This window comes from Pseudarthrobacter sp. NPDC059871 (assembly GCF_042731175.1).
In the GTDB taxonomy this organism is placed as follows: domain Bacteria; phylum Actinomycetota; class Actinomycetes; order Actinomycetales; family Micrococcaceae; genus Arthrobacter.
Map to the genome: position 1 here is coordinate 131,367 of NZ_JBHWJV010000005.1, position 18,256 is coordinate 149,622.

The following is an 18,256-nucleotide window of genomic DNA, read 5'->3' on the forward strand; positions in this document are numbered from 1 at the left end:
ATGCTGCTGATCCCATGCCCCAACTGCGGCCCGCGGGACGAAACCGAATTCCACTACGGGGGACAGGCCCACGTCGCCTACCCCGAGAACCCCAACGAGCTCAGCGACACGGAGTGGTCCCGCTACCTCTTCTACCGCAGCAACACCAAGGGCACCTTCGCCGAACGCTGGGTCCACAGCACCGGCTGCCGCCAGTGGTTCAACATGCTCCGCGACACCGTGAGCTACGACATCCAGGCGATCTACCCGATGGGAGCGCAGCGGCCTGACCGGGCCGGCACCACCGGCGCCGAGTCCGGTACCGCCAGCCTTGCCGCGGACAGCACCACCACCGGGACCGCCGCACCCAGCACCTCAGGCACCAGCCTTTCCTCCACCACTGCAGCCCCGGAAGGAGCCACCAAGTGACCTCCCAGAACGCCCGCCTGGCCACCGGCGGCCGCATCGACCGCACCATCTCCTGGCGCTTCACCGTGGATGGCGAGGAGCTCACCGGCCACCCCGGCGACACCCTTGCCTCCGCACTGCTCGCCAACGGCCGCATCGCCGCCGGCAACTCGCTCTACGAGGACCGCCACCGCGGCATCATGTCCGCCGGTGTGGAAGAAGCCAACGCCCTGGTCCGCGTGGAAGCCCGCTTCCCCGGCCACGTGGCCGAATCCATGCTCCCTGCCACCACCGTTTCACTCGTTGACGGGCTCCAGGCCCTCCAGCTCAACGGCCTGGGCAAGCTGGATCCGGCCGAGGACCGCGCCGAATACGACAAGAAGTACGTCCACACCGACGTCCTGGTGATCGGCGGCGGCCCTGCCGGCCTTGCTGCTGCCCGCGAAGCCGTCCGCACCGGTGCCCGCGTCATGCTGCTCGACGACCAGCCCGAACTCGGCGGATCCCTGCTCTCCGGCTCCACAGCCGAGGGCCTGGCCGAAACCATCGAGGGCAAGCCCGCCCTGGAATGGGTTGCCGACGTTGAAGCTGAACTGGTCTCCGGCGCGGAATCCACGGTCCTGAACCGCACCACCGCGTTCGGCGCCTACGACGCCAACTACGTCATCGCTGTCCAGAACCGCACCGACCACCTCACCAGCCCGGCAGCACCCGGCGTCTCCCGCCAGCGGATTTGGCACATCCGCGCCAATCAGGTGGTCCTGGCGCCAGGTGCCCACGAGCGCCCCCTGGTGTTCGAGAACAACGACCGCCCGGGCGTCATGCTCGCCTCGGCCGTGCGCACCTACCTGAACCGGTACGCGGTGGCCGCCGGCAGCCGCGTGGTCATCGGCACCACCAACGACAGCGCCTACGCCACCGCCGCCGACCTCTCCGCCGCCGGCGTCAAGGTGGCAGCCGTGGTGGACGCCCGTCCCAAGCTCTCCGCCGCGGCAACTGCCGCCGTCGAATCCGGAATCCGGGTACTGATCGGCAGCGCGGTGGCCAACACCTCCGCTGATTCCGCGGGCCGCCTGGACGGCGTCACCGTCCGCAGCATCAACGACGACGGCGAACTCACCTCCGGCGTGGAGCAGATCGCCGCAGACCTGCTGGCAGTGTCCGGCGGCTGGAGCCCGCTGGTCCACCTGCACTCCCAGCGGCAGGGCAAGCTGCGCTGGGACGACGAACTGGCAGCCTTCGTGCCCAGCACCGAGGTTCCCAACCAGCAGACCATCGGCTCCGGCCGCGGCTCGTTCGCCACCGCCGACTGCCTCGCGGAGGGCATCTCCGCCGGCGCGAAGGCGGCCATCGCCGCGGGCTTCGAATCCGCCGTCGAGCCTTCCGTCCTCTCCGAGCCGAAGGCCGCCGCCCCCACCCGCCAGCTCTGGCTGGTACCGGGGGAGAGCGGCACCCCGGACGACTGGCACCACCACTTCGTGGACTTCCAGCGCGACCAGTCCGTGGCGGACGTCCTCCGCTCCACCGGTGCCGGCATGCGTTCCGTGGAGCACATCAAGCGGTACACCTCCATCAGCACCGCCAACGACCAGGGCAAGACCTCCGGCGTGAACGCCATCGGCGTGATCGCGGCAGCACTTCGCACGGCCGGCGAGGCCTCCCGCGGCATCGGCGACATCGGCACCACCACCTACCGCGCACCGTTCACCCCGGTGGCCTTCGCGGCCCTGGCCGGCCGCCAGCGCGGTGAGCTCTTCGACCCCGCCCGCATCACCTCGATCCAGCCGTGGCACGTAGCCAAGGGCGCCTTGTTCGAGGACGTCGGGCAGTGGAAGCGGCCCTGGTACTACCCGCAGGGCGGGGAAGACATGGACGCCGCAGTGCTGCGCGAATGCGCCGCCGTCCGCGACTCCGTGGGGTTCATGGACGCCACCACCCTGGGCAAGATCGAAATCCGCGGCAAGGACGCGGGCGAGTTCCTGAACCGCGTCTACACCAACGCCTTCAAGAAGCTCGCCCCGGGCTCGGCACGCTACGGCGTCATGTGCCTCGCTGACGGCATGATCTTCGACGACGGCGTGACCCTCCGGCTGGACGAAGACACCTTCTTCATGACCACCACCACCGGCGGAGCCGCCAAGGTGCTGGACCACCTCGAGGAATGGCTGCAGACCGAATGGCCTGAGCTGGACGTCCAGTGCACCTCGGTGACGGAGCAGTGGAACACCATCGCCGTCGTGGGACCCAAGTCCCGCGAAGTGATCGCCAAGGTGGCCCCGGAACTGGCCGCCAACGGCGGACTCGACGCCGGGAACTTCCCGTTCATGACCTTCCGTGAAACCACCCTCGCCTCCGGCGTCCGGGCCCGGGTCTGCCGGATCTCGTTCTCCGGTGAACTGGCCTACGAGATCAACGTTCCGGCTTGGTACGGCCTGAACACCTGGGAGTCCGTGGCCGCTGCCGGCGCCGAATTCAACATCACCCCGTACGGCACCGAAACCATGCACGTGCTGCGCGCCGAGAAGGGCTACCCGATTGTCGGGCAGGACACCGACGGCACCGTCACCCCGCAGGATGCCGGTATGGAGTGGATCGTCTCCAAGGCCAAGGAGTTCATCGGCAAGCGCTCCTACTCCCGCGTGGACGCCCAGCGTGAAGACCGCAAGCACCTGGTCAGCGTTCTCCCCGTGGACCGTACGCTGCGGCTGCCCGAAGGCACCCAGCTGGTGGAAAAGGGACGCTCCACCAACCCCGCCTACGGCCCCGTGCCGATGGAAGGGTTCGTCACCTCCAGCTACCACAGCGCAGCGCTGGGCCGTTCATTCGGCCTGGCACTGATCAAGAACGGACGCAACCGCATCGGCGAAACGCTGATTGCCGCCGCCGGCGACCAGCTGGTGGACGTGGTTGTTGCAGAGACAGTGCTTTTTGACTCCGAAGGGACCCGCAAAGATGGCTGAGACAGCAGCTTCCCCCACCCCCGCAAAGACTCCGGCGGACCAGGACCTCGCGGTCCGCACCAGCCCGGCCGGAGTGCTCCGGGACGCGTTCGCGGCCGGCTCGCTGGCCGGAACCGTTGAAATTTCCGAGCTTCCCTTCCTCACCATGGTGGGGATCCGGACGGCCGCAGGCTCCGACGCTGCGCAGCGCATCGCCGCGGTGACCGGCGGCCTGCCCGCCGGGTCCGGCGCAGTGGCCGGCAGCGGCGACACCTCCGTCCTGTGGCTGGGCCCGGCCGAGTTCCTGGTGGTTGCGCCCACCGAAGCCCACGAGTCCCTGGGCGGCGGCCTCATCCAGTCGCTCCGGGACGCCCTGGGCGGCGACTCGGGCCAGGTGGTTGACCTATCGGCCAACCGCACCACCTTCGAACTGACCGGCCCGCAGGCCCGCTCCGTCCTGGAAAAGGGCTGCTCGCTGGACCTGCACCCACGCGTCTTCAAGGCCGGCACCGCGTACTCCACGGAAATCGGGAACATCCCCGCCCTCCTGTGGAAGACCGGCGAAGAGTCCTTCCGGGTCTTCCCGCGGGCCTCGTTCGCCGAGTTCCTGGGCCGCTGGCTCCTGGACGGCATGCGGGAGTACGCCTCGCCAGAGGTCCCCTGATGGCGCTCAGCGTCCTTGACCTCTTCTCTGTCGGCATCGGGCCCTCCTCGTCACACACGGTGGGCCCGATGCGGGCGGCAAAGCTCTTCGCGGACGGGCTGAAGGGCGATGGCCACCTGGCCTCCACCACCCGGGTCCAGTCCGAACTGTTCGGCTCCCTGGGCGCCACCGGCCGCGGCCATGGCTCGGACAAAGCAGTGGTGCTGGGGCTGCAGGGCCTGGAACCGGAGACGGTCAACACCTTCACCGCTGACGACCAGGTGGCTGCCGCGGCACTCAATGCCGAACTCCAGATCGCCGGGACGCACCGGGTGGACTTCAACTGGGAAGAGGACGTGGTCCTCCACCGGCGCAAGTCCCTCCCTGCACACCCCAACGGCATGACGTTCCGGGCGCTGGACCACGCAGGTGCAGTGTTGAGCGAGCGGAGCTACTACTCCATCGGCGGCGGCTTCGTGGTGGACGGCGACGCCGAGGGCGCGGACAAGGTGGTGGCGGATGACACCGTGCTGCCGTACCCGTTCTCCACGGCTGACGAACTCCTCGAGATCTGCAGCCGCGAAGGCATGTCCATCTCCGACGTCATGCTCGCCAATGAACTGACCTGGCGCAGCGAAGCGGAACTCCGGGAGCAGTTGCTGGGGCTCTGGGCGGTCATGAAGGAATGCGTGGAGAACGGCTGCAACGCCGAAGGCATCCTCCCCGGCGGCCTGAAGGTCACCCGGCGGGCGCCCTCGCTGTTCCGCACCCTGACTGCCTCCGCTGCTACGGCCGAGGCGTCCGCGAAGGCAGCGGCAGCATCGCCGTCGCCCGTCCAGGCGCCGGCCGATCCCTTGCTGGCGATGGAATGGGTGAACCTCTTCGCGCTGGCCGTGAACGAGGAGAACGCCGCCGGCGGGCGGATTGTCACCGCCCCCACCAACGGGGCAGCGGGCATTGTTCCCGCCGTCCTGCACTACTACGTGAAGTTTGTTCCGGGAGCCGACGACGACGGTGTGGTCCGCTTCCTGCTGGCGGCGGCCGCCGTCGGAATCCTGTTCAAGACCAACGCCTCCATCTCCGGCGCCGAAGTGGGCTGCCAGGGTGAAGTCGGATCGGCCTGCTCCATGGCCGCCGCAGGGCTCTGCGAGGTGCTCGGCGGGACGCCCCCGCAGGTGGAGAACGCCGCCGAGGTGGGGATCGAACACAATCTGGGCCTGACCTGCGACCCCGTGGGCGGGCTGGTGCAGATCCCCTGCATCGAACGGAACGCGATCGCCAGCGTCAAGGCGATCAACGCGGCCCGGCTGGCCCTGCATGGGGACGGCAGCCACAAGGTCTCGCTGGACAAGGCGATCAAGACCATGCGCGATACCGGAGCCGACATGAAAACCAAGTACAAGGAAACCTCCCGAGGAGGACTCGCCGTGAATGTGATCGAGTGCTGAACCATGACTGCCACTGAAACCCACGTCCCCGCGCCCAAGGCGCCCACCACCGTGGAACATGTCCTCACCCTGGACTGCCCGGAAGGGCCCGGCATTGTCCACGCCGTATCCGGCTTCCTGCTGGAGCACGGCTGCGACATCATCGACAACAAGCAGTTCGGTGAACGTTCCGAAGGCCACTTCTTCATGCGCGTGCACTTCGTCTCCGAGGGTGACGATTCCACGCTGGACGTCCTGCGGAACTCCTTCGCTCCCGTGGCGGAGAAGTTCGGAATGCGCTGGCAGCTGGAACGCCAGGGCTCCAAGCGCAGGGTGCTGATCATGGTGTCCAAGTTCGGACACTGCCTCAACGACCTGCTGTTCCGTGCACGCGTGGGCGAACTGCCCGTGGACGTGGTGGCAGTGGTGTCCAACCACCGGGACCACCAGGCCCTGGTGGAGTGGCACGGCATCCCGTTCCACCACATCCCGGTCACCGCCGACACCAAGCCCGCAGCCGAAGCCGAGCTGATGGATCTTGTGGACGGGCTCGACGTCGAACTGGTGGTGCTGGCCCGCTATATGCAGGTGCTCAGCGATGACCTGACCCGGAAGCTGGACGGCCGGGCCATCAACATCCACCACTCCTTCCTGCCCAGCTTCAAGGGTGCCAAGCCCTACCACCAGGCGTACGCACGCGGCGTCAAGACCGTGGGCGCCACCGCGCACTACGTCAACGCAGAACTGGACGAGGGGCCCATCATCTCCCAGCAGGTGGTGGACGTGGACCACACATACGGTCCCGAGGACCTGGTGGCCGCGGGCCGCGACACCGAATGCAAGGCCCTCTCCAACGCGGTGAAGTGGCACTGCGAAGGCCGGGTCATCCTGCAGGGCAACCGCACGGTGGTGCTCCGCTAGCATGGGCCTCCGCCGCTACCAGGACTGGTACCGCCTGATTGGCGTCCCGGTCGAGATCCGGCAACACGGCCGCGCCGTCCGCAACGGTGTGGTGGATGACGCCATGCCCGATTCATCCATGGTGTGGCTGATGGCAGACGCCTTGCAGGGCAGGACCCTGTACAGCCACCACGAAGGCCATGAGGTCTGGATCGAGCCGGAGCTTCTCGAAGCACACCACCTCCTGCAGGTGGCCGCCCCGGTCAGCGCCTGACCGGACATCTTTACAGCTGAAGCGCGGCTGGTTGCCCTGATGGGTGGCCGGCCGCGCTTTTGTGTTGCCCTGTTGCCGTGCCCTGCCTCTTGGTGCCGTGGCGGGAGATGGCGGGCAGCGCTGAGTCTCCCCACCTTTGGGAAAGGTCGACGGCGTGTCCCGGCCACGCGCCGTCGTCCGCTTGGTGCCACGGGCCAAACCTGGGGAGATTCAGCGGCGTCGGGTGCGAGGCGCATCAAGGTTCCTACCCCACCCCCGACGCGCGCTCACTTGTGGTGGCCCTTTCCCCGACGCGCTCCGCCGGGCCTCGCTAATGGATTCGTTGGGCCGGATCTCGAGCACTACGTTGTTGCCTGCTCGGCAAGCCGGGCCCTGATGCGCTCGGTGGCATCCACCAGGGAGGCCTCGTTCACCGCTGCCGCGGCAGCCGCGTCACCATTGCGTGCCGCCGTCACCAGGTCCTGCTGGTACCGCCACAGCGAATCGTCAGTGCCTGAGTCCAGCGAGCCCTGCGCGCCGACAATCTTGTACGCCCGGCACTGCTGCCACAACGTCCGGATCATCTGCAGCAGCACCGGATTGCCGCTGGCCTCGTAGAGGATGGCCAGCATCGCCTCATCGTGGTCCAGCAGGGCGATCACCCGCTGCTCGTCGATGGCCTTGCGCATGAGTTCGTATTCGGACTGCATCCTTTGGCAGTCCTCAGGTGAGATGTTCTCGCTGCCCAGCCTGGCCGCCTCGGTTTCGAGGAGGCGGCGGACGCCGTAGACGTGGATGAGTTCCTCAAAAGTCAGGCTCTTGACCACTGCGCCCTTGTGTGGCTCGCGTTCCGCAAGGCCTATCTCCTCCAAGCGTCGGATCGCCTCACGCACGGGCATCACGCTGGTGCCCACCTGCTCGGCAAGGTCGCGTACCTTGAGCCGCGAGCCGGCCGGAAGGTCACCGCTAAGGATCGAGGCGTGGATCATCGCAAAGACCTGATCCGTCAGCAGGGTGGGCTCGACGCGCTTGGATATGACCACCCGTCCAATATACGGCCGGGTGGAGATCCGGTCCGACGGCTCAGCCAGCGAGCCTCCGAAGCTCAAGAAATCTTCCAGAAAAGTCTTGTGTGATCTGTGATCACATCTTATGGTGGTTTGAGTCACACGGCGCGAGCGTTCCGGAACCACGGACCCAGCCAGCCCACACAACTTCACGACGCAGCCATCGACGGCGGCGGACCCGGCACACGAACAACAGCAAGGAACGGTCAGATGAAAGACGCAGTAATCGTTGGAGGCGGACTCGCCGGGCTCTCGGCGGCCTGGCGGCTGCGGCACTGGGACACGGTGGTCCTCGAATCCGGCACCCGGGTGGGCGGCCGAATCCGTTCCGAACGCCGCGGCGACTACTGGCTCAACTGGGGCGGGCACGTCTTTGCCGGCGCCGGTTCCTCCACCGACGCCCTGCTCAACGAGGTCGGCGTCATGGCCGTCCAGATCCCCGGCTCCCTGCAGGGGTTGTCCATGAACGGCGCGTTCATCAAGAAGGGCCACATCGCCACCTACCCCTTCCGCATCCCGATGTCCCTGGCCGCCCGTGTTGACACCATGCGGGCCGGCCTGAAGGTGGTCAGCGGCGTGGCCAAGTACACCGGCGTGGTCCGCAAGCGCGTTGGCGAATCCGGGGCCATGCGCCAGCAGCGGATCTACGACTTCGAGAACAGCTCCTCCTTCCAGGATTTCGTGGGCAACCTGTCCGAGGATGCGGCCGCCCTGTTCAAGACCACCGTGACCCGGTCCGCCGGTGACATGGACCAGATCTCCGCCGGCGCCGGCATCGGCTACTTCAGCCTGGTCCTCGGGTTCGGCCAGGGCCTCAGCCAGGGCATTGTGGGCGGCCCGTCCACCCTGACCGAATCCATCGCCGCAGCACTGGGTGAACGCATCGAGCTCGGCGCGGTGGTGCAGGAAGTAGTCCACAGGAAGGAATCCGTGCTGGTCCGGTACCGCCAGGACGGCGTCGACCGCGAAGTTGAGGCCCGCACCGTGGTCCTGGCCACCACCGCAGATGTCTCGCACAAGATCGGCGTGGACCTGCCGGAGGAGCTGCGCGGGGCGCTGGGCCAGATCAAATACGGCCCGCACGTCAGCACCGCCTTCCTGACCAACGAAACCACCGCCAAACCGTGGGACGACATCTACGCGATCGCCGCCCCCAAGCGCTCCTTCGCGATCGCCCTGAACCAGGCGAGCATCGTGCGCGGCACCGAATCCGTCCGCAAACCCGGCGGCAGCTTCATGACCTTCTCCCCGGCGAGCCTCGGCAAAGCCCTGCTGGAGAAGCCCGAGGAGGAGGTCATCAAAACCCATTTGGCCGACCTGGACCAGGTGCTGGGCCACGGCTTCGCGGACAGTGTGGTCGAAGCCAAAGTGGACCGGTGGAAGAACGCCTCACCGTACTGCTTCCCGGGCCGGGCAAAGATCCAATCCACCCTGATGCGCGGAACCGACCGCGTCTTCCTGGCCGGCGACTACCTGGGAACCCTCTACACCGAAAGCTCCATCACCACCGGCTTCTCCGCAGCCCAGGAAGCTGCCAGCGTGCTGGCAACCCACCGCCAGGCACCGCCGCTGACCGGCCTGTCCATCGTCGCCTGACCCCCGGCCCCCGAACCTCCACCCCTGCCCCCGAACTTCAGTAAGGAAAACACTCCATGTCCCACGAACTCCGCGGTGTCCTCACCGCCCTCACCACCCCCTTCAAGCAGGACGAATCCCTCGACGTCGAAACCCTGCGCCTGGTCGTTGACCGCTCCATCGACGCCGGCGTTGACGGTGTGGTTGCCGCAGGATCCACAGGCGAGGTGGGCGCGCTGTCCTCCGAGGAGCGGCTGCTGCTCATCGAAACCGTCATCAGGCAGGCCAACGGCCGTGTCCCGGTGATCGCCAACACCGGCGCCACCTCCACTGCCGAGGCCATCCGCCTCTCCCAGGCAGCCGAGAAACTCGGTGCCGACGTGCTCATGCTGGTCACGCCGTACTACGAGCCGCTGACGCTGGAGGAAACGGTCACCTACATCAAAGACGTGGCCCGCGCCGTCACCATCCCGGTGATGCTCTACAACATCCCGGCCGTCACCGGCGTCAACCTTGACCCGGCCACCGTCCGCGCGCTCGCCGAAGACGTGGAAAACATCCGCTACATCAAGGACTCCAGTGCCAACTGGGAGCAGGCGCTGCAGCTGATCCACCACCACAGCGACGTCATCGGCACCTTCATCGGCTGGGACGTCTACCTCTACAGCGCCCTGGTTGAAGGCGCTGCAGGCGTCATGGCCGGCACGGCCAACGTTGTCCCGGCGGAGATCGTCGACGTCAGCCGCCGCATCGCCGGGGGTGACCTGCAGGGTGCACTGGATCAGTGGAAGAAGGTCTACCCCGTGATTGACGCACTCCTGTCCGTGCCGTTCATCCCCGCTGTCAAGGCTGGCCTCACCCTCCAGGGCCTCCCTGCCGGATCACCCCGCCGCCCCACCGCGGACCTCGGCAGCGACGACCTTAACCGGGTCAAGCAGGCCCTGTCCGCCCTGTACCAGACCGTCGGCTAGCCCGTGGATACCGAATTCGGCGCCTTCCTGTCCACTGTCTCCGACGCCATCTGGGCACCCATGGCATACGTGGTCCTGGGCCTGGGCGTCGCCTACTCCATCGCCACCAAAGGAATCCAGTTCCGCCGCATCCCGGACATGCTCCGGCAACTCAAGGACAGTGAAGGCGGAGAAGGCGGCCTGTCCTCCTTCCAGGCCCTGGTGCTGGCGCTGGCCAGCCGGGTCGGCGTCGGCAGCATCGCCGGCGTGGCCACGGCCGTGGGTGCCGGCGGACCCGGCGCCCTGGTGTGGATGGCCATCACCGGCCTGGTGGGCTGCACCGTTGGCTACGCCGAGGCAGCACTGTCCCAGACCTTCAAGCGCCAGGTCCAGGACGAGGACCGCCGCAACGCCAACGAGGACATCGGCGGCATGCCGTACTACATCAAGTACGGCCTGAAGCTCCCCAAAGTGGGAGCCCTCGTGGCCGTTCTTGGCGTCATCGGCTACGGCTTGGTCTTCCCCGGCCTGCAGGTCAACACCATTGCCGCCACCGCCAAGCTCGCGTTCGGCCTGGACAGCTGGATCCCCGCCATCCTGGTGACCTTCCTGATCGCGCTGGTCATCTTCGGCGGAACCTCCCGCCTCGTGAAGGTCACCCAAGCGCTGGTGCCGCTGCTCGCCGTCGGCTACCTGGTGCTTGCCCTGGCCGTCATCGGCATCAACATCGGCAGCGTTCCCGCCGCCGTCGCACTCATCTTCCAGTCCGCCGTCGGCATCCACCCCGTTCTGGGCGGCATCGCCGGCGCCGCAGTGGCCTGGGGCGTCCGCCGGGCAGTTTTCGCCTCCTCCAACGGGCTCGGCGAAGCAACCTTCGCCGCAGCCGCCGCCCGCACGTCCCACCCGGGCAAGCAGGGCCTGGTCCAGACCTTCAGCATCTACATCGACGTGCTGCTGATCTGCATGGCCACCGGGCTCATGATGGTGGTCTCCGGCAAGTACAACGTTTCCGACGGATCCGGCGGCTACCTGGTCAACAACCTGCCCGGCGTCCCGGTGGGCGCCAACTGGGTCCAGGAAGCCATCGACACCCTCGTGCCGGGGTGGGGAGCGGGGTTCGTGGCCGTCGCCGTCCTGCTCTTCGGCTTCACCTGCCTGCTGGCCTACTTCTACGTGGCGAACTCGAACCTCCTCTACCTGCTGGACGGCAGGCCCGGCCACCTCTGGAAGAACATCCTCAAGGTGGGCACCATGGCCATCGTGTTCCTCGGCTCGATCATCAACGCCCAGATTGTCTGGGCCGCCGGTGACATCGGCCTCGGCCTGATCGCCTGGGTCAACCTCATCTGCCTGGCATTCCTTTTCCCGCTGGTCCGCAAGATCTACAAGGACTACGAACGCCAGCGCAAACTCGGCCTGGACCCCACCTTCGACCCCAAAGCCCTGGGCATCGAGGGCGCCGACTTCTGGGAAAAGCCGGTTCCGGTCGAACACCACCAGCACCACCCCCAGCAGCATTCCAGCGAAAGGACGTCAGGCACGCCATGACCACCGCAGAAAAGACACTCTTCACGGTCCTCCGGGCGGAGACGCCCCCGGTACCCGCCCTCCCGCCCTTCGGCCAATTCATCGGCGGGAAGTTCGTCCCCTCCAGCTCCGCCGAGACGGCCGACGTCGTCAACCCGGCTACCGAGGGCATCCTCATGAAGGTGCCCGCCGGCACGGTGGAGGACGTCGACGCCGCCGTTGCGGCCGCCGTCGCCGCCAAGGGCGCCTGGGCCGCCACCACGCCGCGGGACCGGGCCGCCGTCCTGCTGAAGATCGCGGACATCATCGAAGCCAACCGCGAAACCTTCGAAACCCTTGAGTCGGCCAACACCGGCAAGCCGGCCGCGGTGGCCGAGGACGACATCTCCAGCGCCATCGACACCTTCCGGTTCTCCGCCGGCGCAGCCCGGGCCTTCAGCACCCTGGGCTCGGACGACTACGCCGAGAACCACACCTCGGTGATCCACCGCGAACCCGTGGGCGTCGTCGGCGTGATCACGCCCTGGAACTACCCGCTGCTGATGGCAGCGTGGAAAATCGCCCCGGTCCTGGGCGCCGGAAACACCCTGGTGCTCAAACCCTCCGAGCAGACGCCGCTGACCACCCTCAAACTGGCCGAACTCATCGCAGGCGAGGTCCCGGCGGGGGTCATCAACATCGTCACCGGCCCCGGCCGCGTGGTGGGGAACCGGCTCTCCGAGCACCCCGGCGTGGACCTGGTGGCCATCACCGGCAGCGTGGGCAGCGGCCAGAAGGTGGCCGCCAGCGCCGCCGCGTCGGTCAAGCGCGTCCACCTTGAGCTCGGCGGCAAGGCGCCCGTGGTGGTGTTTGACGACGCCGACCTCGCGGGCGCCGCACAGGGCGTCCGCAGTGCCGGGTTCTGGAACGGTGGCCAGGAATGCGGCGCCGCCTGCCGCGTGCTGGTCCACGAATCCGTGGCAGAAAAGTTCACCGAGCTGCTGGTCCACGAGATCAGCGGCATCACCATCGGCACCCCCGGCGCCGGCGACGCCGAAATCGGCTCCATGATCTCCAAGGCACACTACGACCGCGTCTTGGAAGCACTCGACGACATCCGCAAGGACGGACTGACCATTGCCGTCGGCGGCAACGCCATCGAAGGGCCCGGCTACTTCATCGAGCCCACCGTGGTCACCGGGGTCCCCGCCGGCGCCGCCATCACCAGCACCGAAATCTTCGGGCCCGTGGTATCGGTGGAAACCTTCAGCACTGACGAGGAAGCAGTGGCCCGGGCCAACGAAACCATCTATGGCCTGGCAGCCTCCGTGTGGACCAAGGACTCCGCCCGGTCGCTGACCGTCCCGCGGAAGCTGGACTTCGGCACGGTCTGGGTCAACTCCCACCTGGTCATCGCCACCGAGATGCCGTGGGGCGGCTTCAAGGGCTCCGGCTACGGGCGCGACCTCTCAAGCTACGCCCTGGACGACTTCTCCCGGACCAAGCACGTGATGTACAACCGCGGCTAGGGCATCCCGCCGCAGTTCCAAAGACCCGCCGCGGCACCTCCGGTGCTGCGGCGGGTCTTTCCATGCGCCGAGCCTGCGCACGGTGCTTTCCCCAAGCACCTTGTCAGCGCACGGCCTTGTCCGTAGGAGACGCCGTTGTGTACGATCGTACGCATGACCGATTACTTTGCGGGCGATCCGCGCACCAACCGCGAGCGGATGCTGGCCGGGGACCTCTACATCGCTGATGACCCGGACAACGCCACAGCGTTTCACCGTGCCCTGAAGTTGCAGGCCCGGTACACGGCGGCCTACATCGAGGACCCGGAATCGGCGCGGCCCGTCCTGGCGGAACTGCTGGGGTCCGTGGGGGACAACGTGGATGTCCGGCCGCCGATCACCGTGGACTATGGCAGCTACATCACCGTGGGTGAAGGCACGTTCATCAACTCCAATCTGACGGCCCTGGACGTCGCCGCGATCACCATCGGACGCGACTGCCAGATAGGCCCCAACGTGCAGCTGCTGACCCCCACCCACCCGCTCGAAGCACAGCCGCGCCGGGACAAGCTCGAAGCGGCCAAGCCCATCGCCATCGGGGACAACGTCTGGCTGGGCGGCGGCGCCATCGTCCTGCCCGGCGTGACCATCGGGGAGAACACCGTGATCGGTGCAGGGGCCGTGGTCACCAAGGACATCCCCGCCAACGTGGTGGCCGTGGGGAACCCGGCCCGCGTAGTCAGGGACCTGCCGTGAGGGTATTCCGGTGGCAGTGAGTCAGCGGCGTTTCGACCCGGAACGGCGTGACCGCATCATCGCCGCAGCCTTGGACGTCATCGCCGAGGCTGGAGTGGCCGGGGCCTCCCACCGCAAAATCGCCGCCCGGGCAGATGTGCCGCTGGGCTCCATGACCTACCACTTCACCGGCATGGAAGAGGTGCTGCGCGAAGCCTTCACCCGCTTCGCAGCCACCATCGCCGTCCGCTTCGAAGCCCGGATGGCGCAGGCAACCACCTTCGATGAGGCCCGTGCCGCCGTGGTTGACCTGATCCACGAGGACCTCACCGGCTCAGCCCGCGAACTGGTCCTCACCCAGGAGCTGTACACCCTGGCGGCCCGCGAACCGCTCTACCGCGAGATCACCCACGCCTGGATGAAGCAGAGCCGCGACGCGCTGGTCCGGCACTTCGACCCCGCCACGTGCCGCATGCTGGACGCCCTGATTGAAGGCTTGTCCCTCCACGCAGCGCTGGACATCGAGGAACACCACCGCACTGCCACGGCCGAGGCGGTGGCCCGCATCACCACGCCCGCCGCGGCCCGCGCCGCTGACGCAGCACACAACTGACGTAACGCCCCCAGAAAGGCCGCCCCATGGCTTCCTCCGAAAGCCCCACTCCTCCCGAAGGCCCTGCTTCCTCCGGCAAAGATGCCCGTCCCGGCAGCACAGCACTCCCGGAAGCGCGGCTCCGCCGGGCACGCACCGGCGTAGCACTGCTGTTCCTGACCAACGGCGCCCTGTTCGCCAACCTCCTGCCGCGCTACCCGGCCATCATGGATGAACTGAACCTCTCCAATGCGCAGTTCGGCCTGGCGGTGGCAGCGTTTCCGCTGGGTGCTCTGGTGGCCGGCCTCGGTGCCGCCGCGCTGATCCGGCGCTTCGGAAGCGCAGCCGTGGCGGTAGTCGGCACGGTGCTGACCGGGGCCGGTGTGCTGGCGGCCGGGGTGGCACCATCCTGGGCCCTGCTGGCCGGCGCGCTCTTTGCCGCGGGGGCGGCGGATGCCATCACGGACGTTGCCCAGAATTCGCACGGACTCAGGGTGCAGCGCCTGTACGGCCGGTCCATCCTTAACTCGTTCCATGCGGTGTGGAGCATCGGCGCTGTCCTGGGCGGGCTCATGGGCGCCGGTGCCATCCTGGCCGGGATGTCCCGCGGGCTTCACCTGGGCCTGTCCTGCCTGGTCTTCGCCGCGGTGGCATTTGCAGCCTCAAAGCTGCTCCTGCCGGGCCATGATCCTGCGGCCGCAGCGCAGGAAGCCCAGGCCGGAGGGACGGCGAAAAGCGCCGGACGGCCACCGCTGAAGATCTGGGCAATCCTGGCGGCACTGGTCCTCATTGCCGTTTCGGGCAGCCTGGTGGAGGACGCCGGCAGCACCTGGGCCGCCGTCTACCTGTCCGGTTCCCTGGGGGCCGCCGCTTCGCTCGCGGCCCTGGGCTACGTTTCGCTGACCGGCGCCCAGTTCGTCGGGCGTCTGGTGGGCGATCGCCTGGTGGACCGTTTCGGCCAGCGTGCAGTGGCCCGCTGCGGCGGCCTGATCGTGCTCGCCGGCATGGGAGTAGCCCTGGCCTGGCCCACAGTCCCCGGAACCATTGCCGGGTTCGCCGCCGCAGGCCTGGGTGTGGCCACCCTGGTCCCGGCTGCCATGCATACCGCAGATGAGCTGCCCGGGCTGCGGCACGGCACCGGACTGACGCTGGTCAGCTGGCTGATGCGCCTGGGTTTCCTCTGCTCACCGCCCGTCGTGGGGCTCATTGCCGACGCCACCAGCGTGCGCACCGGCCTTTTGGTGGTGCCGCTCGCCGGGGTCCTGGTCATCTTCCTCGCCCAGGTGCTCCCGCCACGGCGGGGCGTGCTCCACTTACCGAAGCAGCCCCGCCCCGGGGATCAGGCCTCCGTTGCCGGGGACCCGTCGTCGTCCGCTTCCTCAACCTCGAGCAGCAGCGCGGTGCCCTGATACGCCGGCAGGTCGATGAAGAAGCTGTGCAGGTCATCCACCTGGCCCACGGTTTCGCCGCTGAAGAGGTCGCGCACGCTGGCTCCCGGCGGAAGGTGGGTGGACCGGACGCTGCCGGAGATGTCCTGGCCGGAGAAGTTAAGCACGGTGATTTCGACGGCACCGCCGGCCAGCCCGTTCACCAGAACCAGCAGCCCGCGGTGCGAAACGTCCGGCACGTCCAGGAGCGTTCCGGTAGCGATTCCGTGCTCCTCCCGCACCGCCAGGATCCGCTGGAGCCTGCGGGCAAAGGAGTTTTCGTTGTCGAGCTGTTCCGGGAGCGGCCCGTAGAGGCTGCGGGCGCGGGGCATTCCGGAGGATGAGGCCGTGGCGTCCGGGCTGGTGCCCATGATGTCGTGCGCACCGCGGTTGATCCAGCGGGTGTCGCCCTGCGCGATCAGTTCCCCAACGGTGCCGCGGTCCAGCACCGAAATCCCGGTCAGGTCCCAGCCGGACAGTGCAAAGACGCCCGGCTGCAGCGCGTTGTACATGGACAGCAGGATGTGGGCGTCCAGGACCTGCGCCTCCTGCTCCGGCGTCAGCGCATCCGGATCCTGGATCCCCAGCGTGGCCATGATGAAGCTGACAGTGGTGCAGGCGATCCCGTTCATGGTGAACACGGAGTTATAGGGGGCGTTTTCGCCGGTGAGCCGCTCCCGCATGGTCTGCTGGACGTGCTCGGCGATCTGGGCACCGGTCATTTCCTGGCCGCCGAGCTCGAAGACGTCGTCGCGGTGGCCCGCGGCGAAGTGCATGAGTTCGTAGGTGAGCTCGTCGTGGTTCTGCAGGGCATGGACCAGCGAGGCCTGATCCACCCCGATCTCCTTGGAGAGCCGCAGCGTCAGCCGCAGGAACTCGGTATCCCCGGTCACCAGCGCGAAGTGGTACGCGGGCCGGGTGATGAAGTCGTAGGAAAGATCGGGACCGGATTCGGAGGTGGCCTTGATGTCATCGATGGTCAGGTTCAGTTCCTGGAAGGAGAACCCGCCCACCTTGCGGATCATGGAGCCGATGAGCTGGTTGGCGGCCTCGGACAGCGGGTGCCCCTCGGACCAGCCGGGCTCCTCCTCGGCGCTCTTCTCCACGCCCAGGAAGCCGTTGGCATCGAGCCGGAGGGCGCCGGTGCCGAGGTCCACCAGCGAATGCAGGGCATCGCCCACCACCAGGCGCATGCCGGCGAAGGTGGGGTCAAGCCAGTTAATGGACGGCTGGCCAGCCTTGAAGTAGTGGAGGTAGACCCAGCGGCGGGTCTTGCCGGTGGTGTCCACGATGGCCCGGGTGGCGCTCCAGTTGGTTTCCTTCACGCCGGGTTCGTAGAAGATCACCCGCTGCAGGCGGCCGATGATGTAGCCGGCCTTCTGCAGGGCCTGTTCCGCATCCGGGCTGAGGTTCACCGAGTCCTTGCCCTCGGGGACGTCCGGCAGCAGGTGCCAGTCCTCCTCCGGGATGTCCACCATATGGTAGATGCCGGGGTAGTCCCGGAAGTTCATTTCGGCGAGGCGGAAATCGGCGCCCTTGCCGGTGTGGCCCGGGACGATGTCGTCGATGATGGTGCCGCCGTGCTCCGCGGCCACCTCGCACATCCGCCGGAATTCATCCTCATCGCCGAACACCGGATCGATGCCCATACTGATCCGGTCGAAGTGGCCGTCCACGCTGGGGGTCTGCATCCATCCGCTGATGCCGCCGGCCAGCTTCACGGGGCCGGTGTGGATGGCGCGGATGCCGATGTTCCGGAACGCCTCCCACATTCCCTCGTCGCCCAGTGCGGACAGGAAGGACTGGCCGGGCTGCGTGATGAAGGACAGGGGATAGGCGGTGAACCATACGGGGGCGCGTTCGACGGCGGCACGCGGGTTGGGGTGCGCGTAGGAGTTTTGCCACATGCTGGCCTGGCCCGAAAGTTGCCGGGCGAGCGTGTTGGCGTCCCCGAGCATCGCCTGGTTCCGCAGCCACTCGACATAGGCGGCGTTGCGTCCATCGAACTCAAAAGACGGCCGGGTGGCAAGGTACTGGCGGCGCCGGGCGATGGGCCTCAGGGCCTTGGGGCGTGCCGGGTAGAACTGTTCGTCGTAACTGATCTCCGCGTCGGCTGCCTGCTCGGTGGCAGCGGCCGTCTCCTGGCCTTCTTCGACGTCGAGGGCATCTGCTTCAAAAATCCCCTCGCTGGTGGTCGGTTCGCTCATGGTTCCTCTTTCCGAAGGTTACTTCCATGGCCCGGAGGCGAAGCCCCGGGACACCTTGCGCACGAATTCACCGTACCCCGCGGGGCAAGGGCTATTCGCGGAACCGCGGCGGAGCGGCAGTAAAGGACTGTCATACGCAC

Annotated in this window: 15 protein-coding genes; 13 read left to right on the forward strand and 2 right to left on the reverse strand. The window is 67.5% G+C overall.

Features of this window, described 5'->3' with window-relative positions:
* From ACFV4R_RS08795 to ACFV4R_RS08820, 6 genes are read left to right on the forward strand one after another with little or no spacing between them, the layout of a single operon-like run.
* A complete protein-coding gene (locus ACFV4R_RS08795; RefSeq protein ID WP_091723585.1) occupies positions 1-408 on the forward strand; it encodes a sarcosine oxidase subunit delta in 408 nt (135 codons plus the stop codon).
* On the forward strand, positions 405-3,347 hold the full coding sequence (locus ACFV4R_RS08800) for a 2Fe-2S iron-sulfur cluster-binding protein (RefSeq protein ID WP_377201972.1): 2,943 nt from the start codon (positions 405-407) through the stop codon (positions 3,345-3,347). Before ACFV4R_RS08795 ends, ACFV4R_RS08800 begins: the two co-directional genes overlap by 4 nt.
* A complete protein-coding gene (locus ACFV4R_RS08805) occupies positions 3,340-3,990 on the forward strand; it encodes a sarcosine oxidase subunit gamma (RefSeq protein WP_377201973.1) in 651 nt (216 codons plus the stop codon). The genes ACFV4R_RS08800 and ACFV4R_RS08805 overlap by 8 nt, the downstream gene beginning before the upstream one ends.
* On the forward strand, positions 3,990-5,417 hold the full coding sequence (locus tag ACFV4R_RS08810) for an L-serine ammonia-lyase (RefSeq protein WP_377201974.1): 1,428 nt from the start codon (positions 3,990-3,992) through the stop codon (positions 5,415-5,417). The genes ACFV4R_RS08805 and ACFV4R_RS08810 overlap by 1 nt, the downstream gene beginning before the upstream one ends.
* Before the next feature lie 3 nt (positions 5,418-5,420).
* The gene (gene purU / locus ACFV4R_RS08815; RefSeq protein WP_377201975.1) at positions 5,421-6,317 is read left to right on the forward strand and encodes a formyltetrahydrofolate deformylase; all 897 of its coding nucleotides are present in this window, start codon (positions 5,421-5,423) and stop codon (positions 6,315-6,317) included.
* Position 6,318: 1 nt separating this feature from the next.
* The gene (locus ACFV4R_RS08820; protein WP_377201976.1) at positions 6,319-6,570 is read left to right on the forward strand and encodes a hypothetical protein; all 252 of its coding nucleotides are present in this window, start codon (positions 6,319-6,321) and stop codon (positions 6,568-6,570) included.
* Positions 6,571-6,911: 341 nt separating this feature from the next.
* Here the strand turns inward: ACFV4R_RS08820 and ACFV4R_RS08825 are convergent, their stop codons facing one another.
* Positions 6,912-7,658 carry a GntR family transcriptional regulator gene (locus ACFV4R_RS08825; RefSeq protein ID WP_377201977.1) on the reverse strand — a complete coding sequence of 249 codons (747 nt, stop codon included), beginning with the start codon at positions 7,656-7,658 and terminating at the stop codon, positions 6,912-6,914.
* 168 nt (positions 7,659-7,826) lie between these two features.
* Here ACFV4R_RS08825 and ACFV4R_RS08830 point away from each other — a divergent pair, with 168 nt between their 5' ends.
* From ACFV4R_RS08830 to ACFV4R_RS08860, 7 genes are all read left to right on the forward strand, one after another.
* Entirely contained in the window at positions 7,827-9,212 is a 1,386-nt protein-coding gene (locus tag ACFV4R_RS08830) for a protoporphyrinogen/coproporphyrinogen oxidase (protein WP_377201978.1), read from the forward strand.
* 56 nt (positions 9,213-9,268) lie between these two features.
* On the forward strand, positions 9,269-10,162 hold the full coding sequence (dapA, locus tag ACFV4R_RS08835) for a 4-hydroxy-tetrahydrodipicolinate synthase (RefSeq protein ID WP_377201979.1): 894 nt from the start codon (positions 9,269-9,271) through the stop codon (positions 10,160-10,162).
* A gap of 3 nt (positions 10,163-10,165) precedes the next feature.
* Positions 10,166-11,689, forward strand: coding sequence for an alanine/glycine:cation symporter family protein (locus ACFV4R_RS08840; protein ID WP_377201980.1), 1,524 nt, complete (start codon positions 10,166-10,168; stop codon positions 11,687-11,689).
* Positions 11,686-13,176 carry an aldehyde dehydrogenase family protein gene (locus ACFV4R_RS08845; protein WP_377201981.1) on the forward strand — a complete coding sequence of 497 codons (1,491 nt, stop codon included), beginning with the start codon at positions 11,686-11,688 and terminating at the stop codon, positions 13,174-13,176. Before ACFV4R_RS08840 ends, ACFV4R_RS08845 begins: the two co-directional genes overlap by 4 nt.
* Before the next feature lie 153 nt (positions 13,177-13,329).
* Positions 13,330-13,911, forward strand: a complete 582-nt coding sequence (locus tag ACFV4R_RS08850; RefSeq protein ID WP_377201982.1) for a sugar O-acetyltransferase — start codon at positions 13,330-13,332, stop codon at positions 13,909-13,911.
* 10 nt (positions 13,912-13,921) lie between these two features.
* A complete protein-coding gene (locus tag ACFV4R_RS08855; RefSeq protein ID WP_377201983.1) occupies positions 13,922-14,503 on the forward strand; it encodes a TetR/AcrR family transcriptional regulator in 582 nt (193 codons plus the stop codon).
* A 26-nt stretch (positions 14,504-14,529) separates the two neighbouring features.
* Positions 14,530-15,891, forward strand: a complete 1,362-nt coding sequence (locus ACFV4R_RS08860; protein WP_377201984.1) for an MFS transporter — start codon at positions 14,530-14,532, stop codon at positions 15,889-15,891.
* Here ACFV4R_RS08860 and treS read toward each other — a convergent pair.
* Positions 15,822-18,116: a maltose alpha-D-glucosyltransferase gene (gene treS, locus ACFV4R_RS08865; protein WP_056081249.1), complete on the reverse strand. Its 2,295-nt coding sequence runs from the start codon at positions 18,114-18,116 to the stop codon at positions 15,822-15,824. The genes ACFV4R_RS08860 and treS overlap by 70 nt on opposite strands.
* Between the last annotated feature and the right edge of the window lie 140 nt (positions 18,117-18,256).